This is a genomic window from Ensifer sp. BR816 (assembly GCF_000378985.1).
In the GTDB taxonomy this organism is placed as follows: Bacteria; Pseudomonadota; Alphaproteobacteria; order Rhizobiales; family Rhizobiaceae; genus Sinorhizobium.
In genome coordinates, this window is record NZ_KB905370.1 from 2,389,062 (window position 1) to 2,408,905 (window position 19,844).

The 19,844-nt window shown below is 61.0% G+C and carries 19 protein-coding genes and 2 pseudogenes; 12 read left to right on the top strand and 9 right to left on the bottom strand.

Annotation, left to right across the window (positions count from 1 at the left end; translation table 11 throughout):
• The first annotated feature begins 60 nt into the window (after nucleotides 1–60).
• Nucleotides 61–765 (top strand): aspartate/glutamate racemase family protein, encoded by a 705-nt coding sequence (locus tag RHIBR816_RS0111520; protein ID WP_018236696.1) that lies wholly within the window; start codon nucleotides 61–63, stop codon nucleotides 763–765.
• A 409-nt stretch (nucleotides 766–1,174) separates the two neighbouring features.
• On the opposite strand, the gene RHIBR816_RS0111525 is transcribed toward RHIBR816_RS0111520, so the two are convergent.
• Nucleotides 1,175–2,074 (bottom strand): LysR family transcriptional regulator, encoded by a 900-nt coding sequence (locus RHIBR816_RS0111525; RefSeq protein WP_018236697.1) that lies wholly within the window; start codon nucleotides 2,072–2,074, stop codon nucleotides 1,175–1,177.
• A 113-nt stretch (nucleotides 2,075–2,187) separates the two neighbouring features.
• Between RHIBR816_RS0111525 and RHIBR816_RS0111530 the strand changes: the two genes are divergently transcribed.
• From RHIBR816_RS0111530 to RHIBR816_RS37915, 5 genes are all read left to right on the top strand, one after another.
• Nucleotides 2,188–3,270, top strand: coding sequence for a 4-oxalomesaconate tautomerase (locus tag RHIBR816_RS0111530; RefSeq protein WP_018236698.1), 1,083 nt, complete (start codon nucleotides 2,188–2,190; stop codon nucleotides 3,268–3,270).
• A gap of 45 nt (nucleotides 3,271–3,315) precedes the next feature.
• Entirely contained in the window at nucleotides 3,316–4,317 is a 1,002-nt protein-coding gene (locus RHIBR816_RS0111535; RefSeq protein ID WP_018236699.1) for an ABC transporter substrate-binding protein, read from the top strand.
• A gap of 12 nt (nucleotides 4,318–4,329) precedes the next feature.
• The gene (locus RHIBR816_RS0111540) at nucleotides 4,330–5,160 is read left to right on the top strand and encodes an ABC transporter ATP-binding protein (protein ID WP_026186885.1); all 831 of its coding nucleotides are present in this window, start codon (nucleotides 4,330–4,332) and stop codon (nucleotides 5,158–5,160) included.
• Complete coding sequence (locus RHIBR816_RS0111545; RefSeq protein ID WP_018236701.1) at nucleotides 5,144–5,917, top strand: ABC transporter permease; 774 nt, start codon at nucleotides 5,144–5,146, stop codon at nucleotides 5,915–5,917. The genes RHIBR816_RS0111540 and RHIBR816_RS0111545 overlap by 17 nt, the downstream gene beginning before the upstream one ends.
• Nucleotides 5,918–6,694: 777 nt before the next feature.
• On the top strand, nucleotides 6,695–7,096 hold the full coding sequence (locus RHIBR816_RS37915) for a hypothetical protein (RefSeq protein ID WP_018236702.1): 402 nt from the start codon (nucleotides 6,695–6,697) through the stop codon (nucleotides 7,094–7,096).
• A gap of 118 nt (nucleotides 7,097–7,214) precedes the next feature.
• On the opposite strand, the pseudogene RHIBR816_RS0111555 reads toward RHIBR816_RS37915, so the two are convergent.
• From RHIBR816_RS0111555 to RHIBR816_RS0111565, 3 genes and pseudogenes are all read right to left on the bottom strand, one after another.
• Nucleotides 7,215–7,430, bottom strand: a pseudogene (locus RHIBR816_RS0111555) (tyrosine-type recombinase/integrase); the annotation flags it as partial.
• A 47-nt stretch (nucleotides 7,431–7,477) separates the two neighbouring features.
• The gene (locus tag RHIBR816_RS0111560) at nucleotides 7,478–7,951 is read right to left on the bottom strand and encodes an isoprenylcysteine carboxylmethyltransferase family protein (RefSeq protein ID WP_018236704.1); all 474 of its coding nucleotides are present in this window, start codon (nucleotides 7,949–7,951) and stop codon (nucleotides 7,478–7,480) included.
• Between the two features lie 21 nt (nucleotides 7,952–7,972).
• The gene (locus tag RHIBR816_RS0111565) at nucleotides 7,973–8,866 is read right to left on the bottom strand and encodes an NAD(P)/FAD-dependent oxidoreductase (RefSeq protein WP_018236705.1); all 894 of its coding nucleotides are present in this window, start codon (nucleotides 8,864–8,866) and stop codon (nucleotides 7,973–7,975) included.
• A gap of 125 nt (nucleotides 8,867–8,991) precedes the next feature.
• Between RHIBR816_RS0111565 and RHIBR816_RS0111570 the strand changes: the two genes are divergently transcribed.
• A complete protein-coding gene (locus RHIBR816_RS0111570) occupies nucleotides 8,992–9,639 on the top strand; it encodes a TetR/AcrR family transcriptional regulator (protein ID WP_018236706.1) in 648 nt (215 codons plus the stop codon).
• A 558-nt stretch (nucleotides 9,640–10,197) separates the two neighbouring features.
• On the opposite strand, the gene RHIBR816_RS0111575 is transcribed toward RHIBR816_RS0111570, so the two are convergent.
• The 4 genes from RHIBR816_RS0111575 to RHIBR816_RS0111590 form a co-directional block, all read right to left on the bottom strand.
• Entirely contained in the window at nucleotides 10,198–11,391 is a 1,194-nt protein-coding gene (locus tag RHIBR816_RS0111575) for an IS91 family transposase (RefSeq protein WP_018236707.1), read from the bottom strand.
• A 10-nt stretch (nucleotides 11,392–11,401) separates the two neighbouring features.
• A complete protein-coding gene (locus tag RHIBR816_RS0111580; RefSeq protein ID WP_026186521.1) occupies nucleotides 11,402–12,289 on the bottom strand; it encodes a site-specific integrase in 888 nt (295 codons plus the stop codon).
• A gap of 331 nt (nucleotides 12,290–12,620) precedes the next feature.
• A complete protein-coding gene (locus tag RHIBR816_RS0111585) occupies nucleotides 12,621–13,217 on the bottom strand; it encodes a mobile mystery protein B (protein WP_018236708.1) in 597 nt (198 codons plus the stop codon).
• Nucleotides 13,214–13,675, bottom strand: coding sequence for a mobile mystery protein A (locus RHIBR816_RS0111590; protein WP_018236709.1), 462 nt, complete (start codon nucleotides 13,673–13,675; stop codon nucleotides 13,214–13,216). Before RHIBR816_RS0111590 ends, RHIBR816_RS0111585 begins: the two co-directional genes overlap by 4 nt.
• A gap of 403 nt (nucleotides 13,676–14,078) precedes the next feature.
• On the opposite strand from RHIBR816_RS0111590, the gene otsB reads away from it, so the two are divergent.
• The 5 genes and pseudogenes from otsB (at nucleotide 14,079) to RHIBR816_RS0111610 (ending at nucleotide 18,266) form a co-directional block, all read left to right on the top strand.
• Nucleotides 14,079–14,870: a trehalose-phosphatase gene (otsB, locus tag RHIBR816_RS0111595; protein ID WP_018236710.1), complete on the top strand. Its 792-nt coding sequence runs from the start codon at nucleotides 14,079–14,081 to the stop codon at nucleotides 14,868–14,870.
• Nucleotides 14,871–14,915: 45 nt separating this feature from the next.
• A complete protein-coding gene (gene otsA, locus RHIBR816_RS0111600) occupies nucleotides 14,916–16,289 on the top strand; it encodes an alpha,alpha-trehalose-phosphate synthase (UDP-forming) (RefSeq protein ID WP_018236711.1) in 1,374 nt (457 codons plus the stop codon).
• A pseudogene (locus RHIBR816_RS38355) lies at nucleotides 16,273–16,837 on the top strand (ATP-dependent DNA ligase); the annotation flags it as partial. The gene otsA and the pseudogene RHIBR816_RS38355, both read left to right, overlap by 17 nt.
• A 30-nt stretch (nucleotides 16,838–16,867) precedes the next feature.
• Nucleotides 16,868–17,782, top strand: a complete 915-nt coding sequence (locus tag RHIBR816_RS0111605) for a hypothetical protein (RefSeq protein ID WP_026186886.1) — start codon at nucleotides 16,868–16,870, stop codon at nucleotides 17,780–17,782.
• Nucleotides 17,748–18,266 (top strand): DUF4334 domain-containing protein, encoded by a 519-nt coding sequence (locus RHIBR816_RS0111610; protein ID WP_026186887.1) that lies wholly within the window; start codon nucleotides 17,748–17,750, stop codon nucleotides 18,264–18,266. The genes RHIBR816_RS0111605 and RHIBR816_RS0111610 overlap by 35 nt, the downstream gene beginning before the upstream one ends.
• Nucleotides 18,267–18,358: 92 nt before the next feature.
• Here RHIBR816_RS0111610 and RHIBR816_RS0111615 read toward each other — a convergent pair whose 3' ends face one another.
• Nucleotides 18,359–19,738 carry a hypothetical protein gene (locus RHIBR816_RS0111615; protein ID WP_018236714.1) on the bottom strand — a complete coding sequence of 460 codons (1,380 nt, stop codon included), beginning with the start codon at nucleotides 19,736–19,738 and terminating at the stop codon, nucleotides 18,359–18,361.
• Nucleotides 19,739–19,844 lie beyond the last annotated feature (106 nt).

Below are 19,844 nucleotides of genomic sequence, written 5' to 3' on the forward strand. Positions count from 1 at the left end.
ATCACCCCTGCTGCCACAGAAAATTGAAGAGCGTGCACAATCAAAAACAGAGATGAAGCCATGACTACAGACGTTCATGAGTCCCCTGCGCTTGCCATGATCCACACGGTCCCCGGGATCATCCCCGCCTTTAACGAACTCGTTGGCCGCCATCTGCCCGGTTGGCGCCCGTTCAACATGTTGGATGAGAGCCTGCTGGGGAACACGATCCGCGAAGGCACGCTGTCACGTCAGACCATGCGGCGGCTCGCGACTCACATTTGGTCGGCGGTGGATGCGGGGGCTTCGGCTGTCCTCGTCACCTGTTCCTCGCTCGGCCCTGCAGTGGATGCGGCAGTGCCGCTCTGCCCCGTACCCCTCTTCCGTATAGATGACGGGATGGCGATTGAGGCGATCCAGCGCGGGAACCGAATTGGCGTCCTTGCAACTCTGGTCACAACAATGAACCCTACAACCCGCCTAATTGAACGCCATGCTCAAAAAATGGGTCAGAACGTTTCCGTGACCGGTCGTCTTTGTGAAGGAGCCTTTGATAAATTGCGAAACGGGGACAGGGCGGCGCATGACGCGATGATACGTGAAGGTCTCGCTTCGCTCGTGGGCAACGTCGACGTGGTTGTTCTTGCTCAAGCATCAATGGCAAATGCTCTAAATGAGATGAGCGAGGCATCGGTGCCAGTACTTACTAGCCCTGAACTTGGTGTGCTGCACATGTCCTCCGCACTAAACGCGCGCTCCCGCGTCCAGGAAAGTGCGCAAAGTTAGAGCAGCGGTTTGCCGGTTTTCAGCAGTTCCGAACAGGCGGTCTTGAGGCTGCGCGATCTGATCGCAAAGCAGGCGACGGTTAAAATGTTGTCGTGTCATCTTTCGAGCCAGGATCGCGTTTACCGAGATTGAACCTGGCCTCGGCCCAATGGACTTCCTGATCAACAACGCAGCGCAGCTTCATCGACGGTGGGAACTCTCCGGGAAGCGTCCATCCAGCAGCCGCCTCATTGTCCGCTTTTTGGACCCGCACTGCACATTCCCGTCGGTATTTCTGAATGCCAGCTCAGGGTCGGTCGAATTGCGTCAAAGCGCTTCTTCGCGCTCCGGAGGCAGTCCCATCATGTGCTGGAACGGTCAAGGTACTCCACGACTGCGGTGTTCACCCAGAGGCGTAAAGGCCTCGCCTTCAATTACTGCCCCATACGCCCATCAGCATCTCAAGAAATCGCTCCGCCGCCGGCGACAAGGTGCCGCCCCGACGGCGGACCACGCCGATGGTACGCGATATCTCGGGATCGCCAATCGGGCGTGTGATCAGGAACGGATGGTCATCCTGCGGGGTCGCCATGCGGGGTAGGACGGATATTCCGAGGCCGGCCTCCACCAGACCGAGGGAGGTGGACAGATGGGTCACCTCATAGAACCAACGCAGCTTGATATTGGATTTTGCCAAGGCCGCGTCAAGCAAGGTTCGGTTGCCGCTCGATCGATGAACGGTAATCAGATGATAGGGCTCAAGCTCTGCCCAGCCGACCGCGGGCTTGGCGGCGAGGGGATGATCTCTGCGCGCTGCCAGCACGAAAGGGTCTTCTACCAGCCGGTCGAAGATCAAGTCCGGGTCCGACGTGCCCATGATATTTATGCCGAACTCCACCTCACCGCGTGCCACGGCTTGGAGGCCGTCGGTCGCGGGCAGGTCGAGGATACGAAAGCGAATGTTGGGATACTCCTCGTTGAACTGGCGAATGACGGTCGGCAGGAAGTAGAATGCTGCGGTGGGGAGGCATGCGATCGTTACCAGCCCGCCTCGATTGGTACCAACGTCGCGTACCGCGAACAAGGAACCGTCGAATTCCTCCAACATGCGCCGCACAAGCGGAATGAGTTCTGTTCCGAGCGCCGTCGCCGACACATGCCTGGTCGTTCGCTCCAGTAGGGGCGCTCCAATTGCCTGCTCGAGCTTTTGAATCCGGCGGCTCAGGGCGGGCTGCGACAGATGCAACGCATCGGCAGCGCGATGAAAGCTCTCCAGTTCGACCACGCTCAAGAACGCCCGCAGGTCAAGGATCTCGCAATTAATGCTCATCTTGCATCAATTTCCCGATTCTTAGCATTTCACAAATCAACCGTACTTCCGATAATTGGATCAAATAGGCCGATTGATACGGCGATGACATAATTCCAATGGAAGCACAAGCGATGAACGACCTCTTGGCGATTCCTTGCGTCCTGATGAGAGGCGGCACCTCGAAAGGTCCGTTCTTCCTGGCAAACGATCTTCCCGCGGATGCCAGCGAGCGGGACAAGATCCTGCTGTCCGTCATGGGTTCGGGTCACCCGTTGCAGATCGATGGCATCGGCGGCGGCAACCCGGTCACGAGCAAGGTGGCCATCGTCGGCCCTGCCACCATCGCTGGTGCTGACGTGGACTACCTCTTTGCCCAGGTGCGGGTCGACCAACAGATTGTCGACACCTCACCGAACTGCGGCAACATGCTTGCCGCGGTCGGCCCTTTCGCCATCGAGGCGGGCCTCGTTCCGGCCCGAGGCGAAACGACGCTCGTCCGGATCCACAACGTTAACACCGGCGGGATGATCGAAGCCGACGTTCCCACGCCGAAAGGCAACGTCTCTTATCTCGGCGAAGCGGCGATCGACGGTGTACCGGGCAGCGCAGCGCCGATCGCGCTGACCTTCATGGACGCAGCCGGCGCGCGTACCGGACAGCTCTTCCCCACCGGCAAGCCCATCGATTCCATCGACGGTGTGGCTGTCACATGCATCGATTGCGCCATGCCGATGGTGTTGGTCGAGGCAGACTCGATCGGCGCAACCGGCTTCGAGTCAGCGGCTCAGCTCAATGCCGACAAGACGCTGCTTGATCGGTTGGAGAGGCTGCGCATCGCTGCTGGCGAACGGATGGGCCTTGGAGACGTGCGGAACCAGGTGACCCCGAAGCCCGTGCTCATTTCCCCGCCAAAGTCGGGAGGCGACATCAGCGTACGGTATTTCATGCCGCATCAATGTCACCCTTCGCTGGCGACGACGGGAGCCGTGGGGATTGCCACCGCCTGCATCAATGAAGGCACCGTCGCTTCCCTTCTCGTCGGCACGCGCAAACCACCGGTGGTGCTTTCGATTGAGCACCCGAGCGGCCACCTGGACGTCAAGCTTTATGAAAGGGACGGCAAGATCGTTGCCGGCATCCTTCGTACCGCCAGGCGGCTGTTCGAAGGACATGTCTTCGCAAAACCTGTCACGCAACTGGGTTGCGCGGCATAATGATCGTGGCCGCCGGGAGGGCGCCACCAACAGGAGGAGAATATCATGCACAAGCTCATGCTCGCCCTCGCGGCCACCGTCGCCCTTGCCGGTTCGGCATTGGCGGATCCCGTCCGCATCAGCGTCGGTTCTTATAATCTCAACAATCTCCCCTTTCCGGTCGCCCAGGGACTCGGCCTTTATGAAAAGGAAGGCCTGGAGGTGACCGTTGAAAACTTTGCATCGGGCGGGTCGAAGACGCTTCAGGCGCTTGTTGCCGGCTCGACGGATATCGCCGTCGGCTTCTACGACCATACGATCCAGATGCAGTCGCAGAAGAAGGCTGTCGTGGCCTTCGTGCAGCTCGCCCGCAATTCCGGGCTCGTGCTGGCTGGCGGCAAGAACAGCACTTTCGACCCGGCAAAACCGGAAACGATCAAAGGCGCAAAAGTCGGGATCACCTCGCCGGGCTCGTCTTCCGATTTCTTCGTCCGCTATTACCTGCAGCGCAACGGACTGTCCGCGGACGACGTCTCGCTGATCGGCGTTGGCTCCGGCTCCGCCGCCGTCGCGGCCCTTGAACAGGGCAAGGTCGACCTGCTCGTCAACTACGACCCGGCAGCGACCTTCATCGAGGCCAAGGGCGTCGGCAAGATCATGGTCGACGGGCGCAGCGACGACGGTGCCAAGGCGATCTATGGCGGGATTTACCCAACCTCCGTCCTCTATGCCACACAGAGCTATATCGAGGAAAATCCGGAGACCATCCAGAAGGTCACGAATGCGACGGTCAAAGCGCTCGAGTGGATGAATAGCCACTCCGCAGAAGAGATCGTCGACAAGCTCCCGAAGGAGTTCATCTCCGGCGATCGTGACACCTACATCAAGGCGGTCGAGAACGCGAAGGCGATCTTCTCAAAGGACGGGCGCATCAACGAGGAAGACATCAAGACTCCGCTGGCCGTCCTGAAGAGCTTCAACGAAAAAGTCGCTGCGGCTGAAATCGACCTTACGAAAACCTACACGAATGAGTTCGTCGGCAAGGTCCCGAACGTCGCTGCCAACTGACAGGAGGAGGTCATGGCATTGGCCGTAGTAAAAACCGCATCCCCGACGGACAACCCTCATCAAGCAAAGTCGATGGTTTCCCTCGACTCTGTCACCATGGCCTTCGGCGCCTACGTGGCCGTGCAAGATGTGAACCTGAAAGTCTCCGATGGCGAGTTCCTCGCCATCGTCGGCCCCACCGGCTGCGGCAAGAGCACAATACTCAATGCGATTGCCGGCCTGCTGAAACCTGCGAGTGGCACCGTATCAATCGATGGTCAGCCGGTGCGCGGGATCCAGAACGACATCGGTTATCTGTTCCAGCAGGATGCATTGCTTCCGTGGAAGACCGCGATCGAGAACGTGGAACTCGGTCCGATGTTCAAGGGTGTCGGCGCTGCCGAACGTCGCGAGCAGTCGATGAGGTGGCTGGCGAAAGTCGGACTCAAGGGGTTCGAGCATCGCTATCCGCATCAGCTTTCAGGGGGTCAGCGCAAACGCGTGCAGATGGCCCAGGCGCTGATCACCGGCCCCAAGGTCATCCTGATGGACGAGCCTTTCTCCGCGCTCGATATCCATACCCGCCACCTGATGCAGAACGAGCTGTTGCGGCTTTGGCAGGAGGAACGGCGCGCCGTGGTGATGATCACACACGACCTCGAGGAGGCAATTGCCCTCGCCGATAGGGTCGTGGTGCTCGCCGCCGGACCGCGATCGCGGGTGATCGACAGCTTCCCCGTGGATCTCGAACGCCCGCGCGATGTCGCAGAAATCAAGCTCGACCCGCGCTTTATGGATCTTTATCGCAACATCTGGTCGTCCCTGCGCGGCGAAGTGGAGAAAAGCTATGAACGCCATGACTGAACGCTTCATCCAGGTCGTGCTGCTGGTGGTAATTGTCGGCGGCTGGCAACTCGGTGTGGCAGCAGGCGTGATCGACGTCTTCTTTTTCCCGGCACCGGTCGACATATTCAACCAGGTGGTATCCTGGGTGCTGGAGGCCAGCTTCTATAGCCATGTGGCCATCACCCTGACGGAAACAGTGCTGGGCTATTTGGTGGGAACGGCACTGGGCGTCGCGGCTGGTGTTTGGCTCGGTCTCAGCCGTTCGGCCGCGCGCATTCTGGACCCGTTCATCAAGGGTCTGAACGCAATCCCCCGTGTCGTGCTTGCGCCTATCTTCGTGCTGTGGCTCGGCCTCGGGCTGTGGTCCAAAGTGGCGCTGGCCGTGACGCTGGTGTTCTTCGTCACCTTCTTCAACGCGATGCAGGGTGTCCGTGAAGTGAACCCTGTGGTTCTGTCGAACGCCCGCATTCTGGGAGCTAAGCGGTCCGACCTGCTTCGCCACGTCTACTTCCCAGCAGCGGCGAGTTGGATACTCTCCTCTCTGCGCACATCGGTCGGCTTTGCCGTCGTCGGAGCGATCATCGGCGAGTATCTCGGCTCCTCCGCTGGCCTTGGCTATTTGATCGCCCAAGCCGAAGGCAATTTCGATGCAGTGGGCGTCTTCGCCGGCATCCTGATCCTCGCCATCTTCGTCCTGATCATCGACAGCCTACTGGACGTAGCAGAGAAACGCCTCATCAAGTGGCGTCCGAGCGCATCCGAACGCCCGGCCTGAAGGGCATCTTTGGCCCTTCACTTGTCAAACCTATCGACGCGCGTTCTCCCTTTCGGTCATGAAGGGAGAACGCTTGCCCCGGCTCGCGAGCTGGCCCTGCCTGTCACCGTCGTCGTGCGCTGCACACGCTAACGTTCAATGGCGGATGGGACGACTGTCGCGCGACCACTCTGAACGCCGTGGATGAGAATCCGGCAGAGGATGCTGGACTGGTCGCGTGGGCTGAGTTCAGGATTGCAGATGAGGGATCTCGTTCCCGTCACGTGACGTCTGCTCACTAATTATGACGATATGGGGGTCTCGATGGGCGCGTTAAAGAGCGCGTTTGCACCCACGACCGGATTTTCAATGCGCTACCGGCATATGCCGCCTTGGGTCGATCCTTGCGACGTTGCCGCTGATGCAGTTAGAGCGCAGGGTAGGGGCCGCCGTAATGGCGGCGTCTGCGGATTGAGTCCATTCAAGGCGAGGAATGAACACTCCCCTCTGGCAGGTACGCTCGCTTTCGAGCCGAAGGCTGCAATGGGGATCGATCGAGCCATTCAATGCGCCTGCGTTCGATGACCGCTTCGGGTCGATCTGTCCGGTTCGGATCGCGTAGCGAGGGAAGCTGTCGCTCGTCTCATCCGATTGGAAGGAGCAACTCGCGCGCTATCCTGACTTCGACGGCTGCGAGGAATGGCTTGTTGATGGTATGGTTGGCTGCCGCATCTGATCCCGTGCCGGCTGTACTTGCGGTTTCCGCGAACGAAGTTTGTTTCGGATCGAGGTTCAATCATGATCGACAACCGCCTCACCATCCTGAACCTATACGAGTTGAAGGGGGCGCCGGAAGCCTTTGAGATCGCCGTAAGCGCACTGGCAACGCGGGCCGAAGCCGAAGGTCATCCGGGAGTCCAGTCCTACAGGTTCTTCGTGAACGCGTCGGAGTGGACGGCGCGCGGCGTTATCGACTACAAGGATCCTGACGCTTGGATCGGGCACCACGACATCGCCATGAACTGGCCCGAAATGACCGCGTTGCATGCGGCGGCGACGTTGGCGGAAGTCATCTTTCTCGGCCGGCTGACATCCGAAATCCAGGCCTGGATTGAAAGCTCGGTTCTGACGGCGCGAGTTCGCGCCGGGAACGTTTTTGCAGGGGGGTTCCAGAGGCTGAGTGGCCGGTCGGACGAATGACCGGCTGGCATCAACTTGCGCCGTAGGGGCAAGCAAATTCCGATGCTTGCAACCAGTCGAACTTTCGCCTCAGCAGGCCAGCGGCCGGCGCTTCGAAGCGAAGCGCCGGCCTTGAGTGCTACAACTCCACTTGCTCAGAAATGGATAAGGCGTCGTCCACCTCTATTCCGAGGTACTGCACGGTGCTCTCCAGCTTCTTGTGGCCGAGCAAGAGCTGGACGGCGCGCAGGTTGCCTGTCTTCTTGTAAATGTGGGCCGCCTTCGTCCTCCTCATCGAATGCGTGCCGTAGCGCTTGGGGTCAAGCCCGATGCTCGACACCCACCGTTCGACGATCGGTGCTGGTTTATCAGAAGGCCCCGCAGGCGGCAGCGGCGGAATAGTCAGAGCCAGCGGCGAACCTCGGCCTTGTAGCGGCGGTAGTCGTCGCCGAACTTCGCTTCGAGATAGCGCTCCTCGCGGGCGATCACCTGTGTCTGGATCGCGATCAGCACCAACGGGAGCAAGGCGAAGGCGATCGGCCCGTCGAAGCCGATCGCAAGGCCGGCATAGATAAGCGCCATGCCGAGATACATGGGATTGCGGGTCCACCGATAAGGACCGGTCGTGGCGATGAGGGTCGTTGGCTGCGACGGCGGAACGTTGGTGCGCAGACGCCGGAACAGCCCCGCCGCCGCAAGCATCATCGCCGCGCCGGCAACGAACAGCAGCGCGCCCGTCGCGACCAGCAACCGCCAGTCGATGCCGAAAGAGCGCAGGGTGACGAACCGCTCCGCCACTAGCCCCAACAGCAGCGCTCCCAGATAGACGAAGGGCGGAGGGAAGCGCACACCCGCGTTGTCCGGTTCGACGGCCATGCTCATCTCCAATCTGTGCTCTCAAACCAGCATCGACTGCTGGGCGAAGATGCCCGCCATTGCGCCTTGCCATGATGCCGTGGTGACCGAGGGCATGAGGGGGTTGGCGAGGTCGCCGGCGGCGTAGATGCCGGGCATGCTGGTTTCGCGGCGTTCGTCGACCTTGAGGGCGATGCCGAGGGGCGTATCGACCGTGGCGAGGCCCAGTGATTCATGCAGGCTTGCGGACGGCTTGTTGCGCGGATGCGCGAACAGGATGTCGACCGCGACATCGGGGCCGGTATCGAGCTTGACGGTGGCGCTATGGCCCCCGTGACGGGCGATCTCGGTGATCCGGCCCTCGACGACAGGTATGTTGCGACGCGCCAGATCGGCCCGGATATCGGGCGGAATGTCGTGACCATCGGCGAAGAGCGTCAACCTGTCGGTCCAATCGTGGAACAGCCTGACCTGATTGTGCGACTGCGGGCCGGACCAGACGAGGCCCCAATGCTGGCCGGCGACTTCAAAGCCGTCGCAATAGGGGCAGGGCACGATGGACGTGCCCCAGCCTTCGGCAAAGCCCCGAACATCAGGCATCTGGTCGGCAACGCCATAGCTCAGGATCAGGCGGCGCGCTCCAAGGCTTTCGCCTTTGCCAGTGAGGACGGAGAAATCGTCGATGGCGCCGGAGACGCTGTCGGCCCGGGCATTGACCAGCCTGATCGTGGGATAACGCGCCAGCTGCTGCCGCGCCTCGGCCAGGATGTCCAGCGGCGGCTTGTGATCGTGGCCGAGCAGACCATGCGAGTGGCCGGCGAAGCGATTGCGCGGCAGGCCGGTATCGAGAACGGTGACCTTGCGGCGGGCACGGCCGAGCTGCAGGGCGCCGGCGAGACCGGCAAAGCTGCCGCCGACGATGATGACGTCATCCATGTGATGGGTCTCCGTGTTGTGGTTCGAGGGGGTTGGGCTGAAACCCACCCATTGGCTTGCACATTTTAGATACTACATGGTATCGTAATTAAAGAATTAGGATACTGTCAAGTACTGGAATTGTCGTGACCGAAAATAGCCAGGGCCGGCGCGGCCGGCCCGCCAACGAGGCGCTTGGCCAAACGATAGTCGACGCCGCGGGTGAACTCTTTGCGGAACTGGGTTTTCAAGCGACGACATTGGACAAGGTCGCCCAGCGAGCGAAGATATCCAAGCTCAGCATCTATCGGCACTTCGAGAACAAGGAGGCGCTGTTTGGCGCGGCGTTTGCGGCCCGCTGCCGTCAGTTAATACCACAGGCCCTTTTTGAAGGCGTCGACGGTTCGGCCGAAGATCAGCTCATGGCGGTGGGATCATCACTGCTTCGCACGCTGTTGCGCCCGGACGTCCGCAATGTCGAAGCCATGGTCATGGCCGACATGACGAGTCAAAAGTCGTTAAGCAAGCTCCATTACGAAGCCGGCCCCGCCCATATCATCGCGCAAATCGAGGCCCTGTTGCGTCAGTTGCACGCGAAGGCGGTTCTGAACGTGCCCGATCCTCTCCGGTCCGCCCGCTTGTTTGCCGCGCTTTTCAAAGGCTCCGATCTCCTGATTATCGCACGCTTCGATGAGGCGAGCGCAGAGGACGACAACGAAATCGAATCCTATTGCCGGTCGGCCGTCGCCATGTTCATCGCCGCGCACGGTGGCAACGACCACGCGGGCGGATAGCCTAGACGAGGCCGCGAAGGAGTACTTGCTTGATATTTTGGATGCAGGCGGTGTTCCAGGACCTGTGACCGGCGGCGTAACCGCTAGCACCCCCATTCGAGGCCTTAGTGCCGGCTTAGCAGACCGTCAGCTTTCGGGAAGCTGCAACGGTGGTCTGAATGGCGGAAATGCGGGCGCAAACCTGCCGTTCACGCGCAACGAATTGACAGTGTGCTTCGGCGAAGGTTTTTCGATGCGGGCCGCGGCGCGACGGTGGTGGCTGGGCCTGTGTCGGCCCGCGTTGACAAACCTCCCAAGGAGGAGGCCGCGGGGGCTGGGTAGAGCGCCTATGGGGAAAGCGTGCGGCTGCGGTTTTTCAAGGGGGCTATCGGCGGCAGCGTCGGGTGCGAAGGTGTAGCCCCGAAGGTTTGCATGAGCCGATCGGGATCGGGGTCACAGGTCTTTGGTAGGTTCGCGCCGGCGATTTTTCAGTGTGCTGGGTTGCCTTAGGCTGACCGGCGCCACCCCGGAACGCCTCGTCGATGCGGACCAGCCTCGGCTGATGTGAGATGGATTTCGTCATGCGGCGTCCTTTCGGGGTGGCGCGCGGCATCTGGGTTGTTGGCCGCGGCGGAAGATCTCGACGATGCGCATCGGGCCGCCGCAAACCGGGCATGGCTCTCTCAGGGTGAGCGGCGTGACCTCGGCGTTTGGTGCGTCGTGCTGCGATGGCGTTTGCGCCCCGAGCAGTTTCCTGATCCTTGCGACATTGGCCTTGTGGCCTGCACTGGCGAGCAGACCGTAATGGCGGATGCGGTGGAATCCGTCGGGCAGCACGTGGATCAGGAAACGGCGGATGAACTCGTCGGTGGCCAGCCGCATCACCTTCTGCCGGTCACCGGTCTTGATCCGGTAATCCTTCCAGCGGAATGAGACCGTCTCGGCGTCGGCGCTGATCAGGCGGCTGTTGGAGATCGCCACGCGGTGGGTGTAGCGGCTGAGATAAGCCAGGACCGCCTCGGGACCGCCGAACGGGGGCTTGGCGTAGACGACCCATTCGGATTTGCGGAACGGGGCAAGCCAGGCAGCGAAGGCCTTCGCCTGTGCAAGTCCGGCGAGAGCCCCGAAGAAGGCGAGGCTGCCGGATTGATGCAGTGCCCTCAGTCCTTCGACAAACAGCCGCCGGAACAGACGCGACAGAACCTTTACCGGCAGGAAGAACCCGGGGCGACATGAGATCCAGCGCGTGCCATCCGGCGACAGTCCGCCACCGGGTACGATGATGTGCACATGCGGGTGATGGGTCAGCGCCGATCCCCAGGTGTGCAGCACGCTGGTCATGCCGATGCGCGCGCCGAGCCGCTTGGGATCGGCGGCGATGGTGGTCAGTGTCTCCGCCGATGCCCGAAACAGCAGGTCATAGACAGCCTTCTTGTTCCAGTAGGCGATTTGGGCGATCTCGGCCGGCAGGGTGAAAACCACGTGGAAATACTCGACCGGCAGCAGGTCTTCGGCGCGGGCGGCCATCCAGTCCCGCGCGGCAGGCCCCTGGCACTTGGGGCAGTGTCGGTTTTTGCAGGAATTATAGGCGATGTGGCTGTGGCCGCATTTGGCACAGGCCGCCACATGCCCGCCGAGCGCCTCGGTTCGGCAGGCTTCGATGGCCGCCATGACCTTGAGCTGGGTGAGGCTGACATGCCCGGCATTGGCCCGCCGCCACGCCGGGCCATAGGCACGGAAGATGTCGCCGATCTCCAGTCTCGGCCGGATCACCGCACCGGCGCTACTCCAGTCCGCGTCGGAGCGTTTGGTCCTGCAGCGTCTGCAGGGTCTCGAACGGGCTGACGGTGTCGCGGATCGTCTTGGTGGCGACATGGGTATAGCGGGCGGTGGTCACCAACCTGGCATGGCCGAGAAGGACCTGGATGACCCTGACATCGGTGTTCGCTTCCAAGAGGTGGGTGGCAAAGCTGTGCCGCAGGCTGTGCAGCGTCGCGGGCTTGCCGATACCGGCCATGGTTTTGGCGGCGGTAAAGGCGCGATTGAGCTGCCGCGGCGAGATCGGGTTGATCTTCGGTTTGCCCGGGAACAGCCACCCCTGTGGTCGCGCCTCGCGCCAATAGTCGCGCAACAGCTTGAGCAGCCCGGGCGACAGCATCACCTTGCGGTCCTTCTGCCCCTTGCCCTGTTCGACATGGATCAGCATCCGGTCGCTGTCGATGTCGCTGATCTTCAGGTTGCAGACCTCGGAGGCGCGCAGTCCGGCGCCATAGGAGATGCTGAGTGCCGCCCGATACTTCAGGCCCGGCCCTGGAGCCGCCATCAGCAGGTCGGAGACCTCCTCGATGCTCAAGACCACGGGCAACGTCTGCGGCTGCCGACGGAACTGCATATGCCGCTTCATCTCCTCGCGGCCGCAGGTGGTGGCGAAAAAGAACCGCAGCGCCACGATGCGGGCGTTGAAGGTCGGCGGGGTGATGCCCGCATTGGTCATGTGCAGTTGGTAGGCGCGCAGGTCATCGGCTGTGGCGGTGTCCGGTGATCGCTTCAGAAACCCGGCGAAATCCTTGATGGCTCGGATATGCGCCTGCTGAGCTTTGTCGCCCATCCCACGGATGCGCATGTCTTCGATCATCCGCTCGCGCAGCGGGGTCGTCCTCTCCTCCGTCATGGCAACCTCCTGTCTGAAGATTGAGAACACCTCAATCGTCAGCCAGGACCGCACACCTGCAAATGCACGCCGTTCAGATCATTCCTGCACCCTCACCACGGGCGCCAGTGCCGCGCGAGCGGCTTCGTCCTTGGGTCGAAGGAAGCCGTTCGTCACGACCCCTGTGCACGGCGTGTTGCGAGGATGTTCACGTTCTGGGCCAAGAAGATCGCATAATGTATCGTCCGGAACTCTGGACCTGACGCTCATGCATGAGCATGCCTATACCGACCGCCTCCTACAGTTCGAACGCTCGTGCCGCGGCGAAATGAATAGAGGGAGATCTCTGCACTCAGCTGCGCGCGAATTCCAGCAACGCCCCGACGTCATGATTGTCCGCTGCGCGTAGTGCGGCGACGTAACGTGCGCGCAGTTCGCCGACGTCGGCCAGACTGCCGCCGCCCCAACTGAAGGGCTCGCCGCCAAGTCGCTCAATCAGAAGATCAGCCGCCAGACGTGCGTGACGACCGTTTCCGTTCGGAAATGGGTGAATCGGCACCAGCCGATGGTGGAACCGGATCGCGATCTCATCCGGCGGAAAGGTCTCATGCTCGATCCAATAGCGGATGTCGCCCAATAGACTCGTGAGTTCCATTCCGATGCGGTACGCCTGAATGCCAATGTTGCGCTCCGTCGTCCGGAACGTACCGGCCCATCGCCAAACGTCCCCGAACATTCGCTTGTGCAATGTTCGCATGAAGTCTTCGGTGAGCACCTGCTCAAGGGGCAAACGCCGGCGCCCGCGCGCCCAGGCGGCACCCTCAACGATGTTTTCCTGCTCGGCCTCGTTGAGGTCGTTGCGGTGGGTGATCCAGGTCTGAAGCAGGCCCTCTCGCTCGTGCGGCTCAAGCGGTGTTGCGTCATCAGGCTCTTGGAAGAGATCCGTCATGCTTCGTTCCAGAGATCGCGTTCAGAAAGCTTGTCGCGAATGTACGCATGGACGCGAGCTTCGAAATCTGCATTATCCGTCCCCTGAGCTTCCAGCCGCATCGTGTGCGCAACGCGCTGGAGCTCGCGTATTGCGATCTTGCGTGCGCGAGCCTCAACGACGGCTTCAAGCGAGCTGTTTGGAACGAGGGCGTAGACAAGCGTGCAATCCAGAGCCTCGGCGGCCCGGCGCAGTGTGTTGAGCTGGATCGTCCCTGCTGCTTCTGACTTCTCGATCGATTCGATGGTTTGGGGCCGAACCCCGATGCGCGCGCCGAGCTGCGCACCTGTCATGCCGAGAGCGTCGCGCAGAGCGCGCACCCATCCCTTCGGGGGCGCCCTGAACCGATCGATGGGCTGTAGTGCGTGAAGCCTCTCGTCGAGGCGCAGCCGGCCTCTCTTGCGAGCATCGCTCTTCATGGGTTTCTCAGACTGTAACTTGATTTCAAGTGATATCATATCAGTTCACAGGCTGACCGTAAACATGAATAAGTCTCTAAGCTGATAATAGCTGCAGAGCCTCAGTTCATAGGCTGATCTGTTCTCTGAAAATCAGCCTGCATCTTGATCTTCGAACTACGCAACGTTGAACTTCAGTCGAAAGCAACGACGGTGTCTCTGGTTCTAATCCTCTCAAGGCGAAGGAACGGCGATCAGTTCGCATTTCCGAGGAAGGCAATGGATGGGCAGGGGCAGTCCAGGCCTTTACTCGAACCCCTCCAAAGCAGCGAACTTCAGCCAACTTGGACTATCCACTCGTCATCGCACCCTAAATGAAAGTTAGGGTTGGCCGGTAACAGGGATCTGATGTACATATAGCCATATGTCACACCCGACGCAGCTTCTCAGCTCCTCGGAGGCCGTCTCAGGAGAGAATTTCATTCTTTCCATCTTCCCGAGGGATCTGGACGCCTGGGCGCTGTTCCTCGATATCGATGGTACGCTGCTGGACCTTGCCGCAACGCCGGATGCCGTGACCGTTCCGCCTTCGCTGCCTGCAAATCTTGATGCCTTGTCCAGAAAACTCGGCGGTGCTTTGGCCCTCGTGACCGGTCGCGCTCTTGATTATGTCGACCAGCTTTTCTCTCTGTCCCATTTTCCGATCGCCGGGCTTCATGGTGCCGAGCGCCGCGATCCGGATGGCATCGTGCACAAAGCCGCAGCGACGGCGGAATTCGAGCGGCTGAAGGCCGATCTTGTTGCCGAGACTGCCAACTGGGCGGGTGTTCTGATCGAGGACAAGGGAGCGGCAGTCGCCGCCCATTACCGGTTGGCGCCGGACAGAAAGCTCGAACTTGAACTGCTGATGGAGCGGGCATTGATTCGCGCAGGGCCAAACTGGACGCTCCAGCACGGCAAGATGGTGATCGAAATCCGCCCGGCCCGCGCCGACAAGGGCCACGCAGTGGCGGCGTTTCTCGCGCAGCCAGCCTTCGCCGGCAGACGCGCGCTGGCGATCGGGGATGATGTGACCGACGAAGCGATGTTTCGCACGGTCAACCGGCTCGGCGGCTATTCGATCCGCATCGGACCACCATCGCCTGCGAGCGAAGCGCTCGGCTCTATTCCCTCTGCCAATGCCCTGCGTGCCGTCATCGCCGCATTGGCCTCCTGAATATTTGAGCACCTGACATATTTTCATGCATGAAAGGAATTCGGCATGAGCCGTCTCGTCATCGTGTCCAATCGCGTGCCCGTTCCGGAGAAGGGCGGCATTGCGACGCCGGCCGGCGGGCTGGCGGTCGCGCTGAAAGTCGCCCTCGAAGAGCATGGCGGCATCTGGATGGGCTGGTCGGGGAAATCGAGCGATGAGCACGAGCCGCAGCCGCTTGCGCAACTGCAGCAGGGCAATATCGTCTATGCACTGACGGATCTGACCGATACCGATGTGGAGGAATACTACCACGGCTTTGCCAACCGGGTTCTCTGGCCGATCTGCCACTATCGGCTTGATCTCGCCGAATACGGCCGCAAGGAAATGGCCGGGTATTTCCGCGTCAACCGCTTCTTTGCCCATCGGTTGGCGCCGCTTGTCGAATCCGATGACGTCATCTGGGTGCACGACTACCACTTGATCCCTCTCGCAGCGGAACTGCGTCAGATGGGCTTGAAGAACCGCATCGGCTTCTTCCTTCACATTCCCTGGCCGCCTGCGGACGTGCTCTTCACGATGCCGGTTCACGAGGAGATCATGCGTGGCCTGTCGCACTACGATGTCGTCGGCTTTCAGACCGATCATGACCTTGAGAACTTCGTCGGCTGCCTGAGGCGGGAAGGCATCGGCGACGAACTTGGCGGAGGTCGTTTCATTGCCTATGGCCGAATATTCAAGGGTGGCACATACGCAATTGGCATCGAGACTGCGGCCTTTGCCGAATTCGCCAAAAAGGCGTCGACCAACAAGACGGTCAGAAAAGCGCGTGAAAGCATCGAACACCGCAGCCTGATCATCGGTGTCGATCGCCTCGATTATTCCAAGGGGATCACGCAACGCATCGACGCGTTTGAGCGGTTCGTTCTGGCAAATCCGGCACAGCAGGGTCGTGTCACCTATCTGCAGATTACGCCGAAGTCCCGCTCCGAAGTGCCGGAATATGAGGCCATGCAGCGTACCGTTGCCGAACAGGCCGGCAGGGTGAACGGCGCGCTCGGCACCGTCGATTGGGTGCCTATACGCTATATCAACCGCTCGGTAGGCCGCCACATTCTTGCCGGCCTTTACCGGCTTGGCAAAGTCGGGCTCGTGACGCCGCTTCGAGACGGGATGAACCTCGTCGCGAAGGAATATGTGGCCGCCCAGGATCCCGACGATCCGGGGGTACTTGTACTTTCGCGTTTCGCCGGAGCTGCCCGCGAGCTAAGGGGAGCGCTGCTCGTCAACCCGTACGACATAGAGGGCACCGCAAACGCCATGGCGCGCGCGCTCAGCATGCCGCTGGAAGAGCGGAAGGAGCGCTGGAAGACGATGATGGCTCATCTGCTGGAACACGACGTTTCGCGCTGGTGCCGGGATTTTCTCAATGATCTCACTTGATCGCCGGATTAGTGTGGATAGGGCTTTTTCCTGCCATGCGATGCCCGGCACTTCGAACCTTCTCGAATTGGTGAGAGTTTGCAGATCGATCGGATCGAAGGACTTGCGACGATCGACCAAAACGGTGACATCGATCTGCATCGGTGGAACTGCGAGCTTGGCCTTCTGGAAGTACTGGGACGCTTGGTGCTCGATCTCGATCCTGGGCCCGACGTGCCTCGGCCGTGGTCACGGCGGCTCGAGAGATGCGCGATCGGCTTGACGAACTCGGTCTCGTCAGCTTCTGCAAGACCACCGGCGGCAAGGGGTTGCATGTGATCACCCGCTCGCCGTCAACAAACGAAAGCCTCTCGCCTGGGCGGAGGCAATGATCGCATGGCGACGGCCGTAGCGCCGCTATCGCCGCGCGAGCCCCGACGCCACCGTATCGATGCCGCTCTGTGCCGGCGCTGCTTGCGAAAACGTCTGCCTGGCAGGACTATTGTCATGGCGGGCGGCCCTTGGAGCAAGCGATCAAGCGTCTCGGCAAATCCAATCGGGCCGCCTGAGCTGCTCAGGTCGTTGTCGGGTTAAGGCACATGGACAAGGAACCGAAAGACAAAACCCCCTCGCCCCCGCGTGTGGGCGCCTCCACTGACCTGCCGCATGACCGAATGACGGTCCAGCGCTTTCGGGAGGCATTCCCACGTGCGCGGTGGAGCGACAGTCTGAATGCCTGGTTTGTGCCGGGCCGCACTGCCGAGAAGCGCATCGGCCGCTGGCTGGCCGAAATGGAAGCTGAGGCCGACGCCTTTGCCGACGAGAAGGGCAGGGACGCTTTCGTATTCGATCCGATCGAAAGCGTCTACCTTGAGGCGACGCCGGCAACCTTTCAGATCCGGACCCCCTATTCACGTAGCGTCGTCAACGAAATCCGCGAAATCCCTCATGCGCGCTGGGATGGCGATCGTCGCCTCTGGACTGTGCCCTATCGCTCGTTCGACGAACTCCGGCGAAGATGGCCGGCGATCGAAGCGGCAGCTGAACGCAGCGAACCGGAAGCCAGGCGCGCGCGGCGTGAGGCAATCAAGGGGGCGGAAGAAGAGCAGGCCTCCAAGGCGAGGACGAGGGAGCGCCGGCGGAAGCGTTATCCCGTCCCTGCCGATGATGGCCCACCCATCGAGCGCGCGATCGGCACCCATGTCGGTGTCGTCTTTTTCATCGGCACGCACGGTGAATTGGCCGACCCGGCGACGGTCAGCACGTTCTACTTTCCCGCAGCGGCGGGCGAAGAATATGTCTGGGCCCTCTGGCGAGCGGGCGCACTCGAAGAACTGGTGACGACCTGGCCCGCTCGAACACCGCCGGCACAACACGAAGTCGACCGAGGCTGGTGGATGCCGACGCTCGATGAGTTGCGGATCGCCCGACGCGACGCCAGATCCAGGCGTCGGGCCGAGGAGCGCAAGCAGAAGGACAATTCTTCCGGTGAGAAAACGGCAGACAGCCCTTGAGGAGTTTCAAAGCCTGCCGTCCATCGCGCCGCGCGAACTTGTCGGTCTTTGGAAAGGGCAGGGAGTCCCGACCGGCCATCCGTTCGACGGCGTGCTGGAAAATCTCGGCTGGTTCGGCAAGCGGTTCACGCCGGACATGCGTGCCGATGCGCTATTGTTCCGATCCAGCGAACGGCGGCTCGTTGCCGTCGATCCTAAATGGATACCGCTCCGGCTGGCGCTACGTTTCCATGGAGTTGGCAGGACGCAGGTTGCGCGAGATCTGTTTTCCTTCCTCCAGCGCCGATTGCGGGCGAAGGGGCCGGTGGCATCCCTGAAGACCTTGGTGTTTGGCGGCGTCGAGAGCGCAGCCATGGTCTATGACCACCAGCCCATCATCGACTATTTCCGTCGCATTGATAAGGTGACAATCATGGGGGCGATGACGATCAGAGGCGACGGCCGGATCTATTTCTTCGAACTCGAGCATGTCGGCGAGCCTTGAAACCCCGGGCTCAAAAGATCGCATAGTGCATTGTCGGGAACATGTCCTCGGGCATAGGCCACCGAGACGTTCCCAAGCTAGATGGGAAGCTGTCAGGCCATCTCGAGGTGAGAGGCTTTCGCCCCTTGCGCGATCAACGGAGCGGGCGACTCCCTTTGCAGGTGGGAAGCGTTAAGCCGGCGCGCCACGATATCGTGGTTGAGCCACCGGATGGGACCNNTGGGATCTGAAGACGCGCCAAAAATGAGCTGCCCCGTCGCCTCCACCACGAGAGCACTCAGGAGGTCGCTGATCATCGCCTTGCTGTCCCGATGCATCTGCGTGATCTCGATGGACGTGCCGATGGTCAGATCGGCCTGGGCTTGGCTGTTGGCCATCGGCCACGCCGAGAAGTCGTAGAACGGATGCATGACCTCGTTGGCTTGCATATCGGTAATTTTTTGGAACACATCCTTCATCGTGAAGCCGTCTGCCAAAAGCTGCTGGCAGTCCCGCCACTGCTCCTCTGCCCATTGGCCCCCGTTCTCCTTCCTCAAGGCAAGTAGCAGCGGTATCAGGGGAAGCTCGATACCGGTGAATACGTCGGAAGAATTGGTCCGTATTTCGGGGCAGTTATAGACGGTTGCCTTGACGCCCGCTGCCCAGGCATCCTCCGCGATGCCTTCNAGCCGCATCTTGGCGTAACCTTGCGTATAGTTGGTGTAGGTCTGCCAGCGGTAGCTGCCGTCTATCAGGATTGCCGTTCCATGATAACCGTAGGCCGTGTAGCGGACCTGACCGCCCGATGCCTCCACGCGCTCCCGGATCGCCGCGCTGAAGTCGATAAGATGTCGAAAGGTGATTGCCGAGACTTCGTCGAAATTCTGCAGGATGAGCTTGCCCATGTCGCTGTCGATCAGGGTTTGCGACGACATGTGGCGGGGACCAACACCCTTGTAGATTCGATTGGCAACGACCAGGAACACCTTCGCTTTCGGGATGCCTCCGGCCATCGTGTGGGCGAAAAAGACATTGCGGCCGTCGGCAATCATTCCGTCGAGGACGGCCATGACCTGTGAAAGCGAATTCGTGAACCGCGCGGTGGCGATGTCCCGGCACAGCCCAATGTAGTCCCAGTCGAGCCTGTCATGCTGCCAGCTCTCCAGCGTCATCGTCGCGAGGAGATCAGTCGGGGTGGGGCCGCCTGCCGGAGCGTCGAGATCGAAGCCAGCCATGAGCGGTATGTTGATAATCCTGCCACCCAATCGGGCTTCGGCGGCAGAAAGTTCCTCGGCGTTTAGAGGCCGCAGTGCGTTGTTCTCGTCGCGCCGCCCGACCGTAATTCCCACGATCTCCATTCCAGCCCGCCGAGCCTCCTCGACCAAGCCAGTCGCGTATCCGCGACCGAAGAGTTCGCCGAAGAGGACGAAAACATCACCTTTACGGAAGACGTTGTTTTCGGCAAGGCGGTTCAAGGCGATCGGGCTCTCCATGCTGTCAGCTTTGGCGAAGGTTTTTCGATGCGGGCCGCGGCGCGACGGTGGTGGCTGGGCCTGTGTCGGCCCGCGTTGACAAACCTCCCAAGGAGGAGGCCGCGGG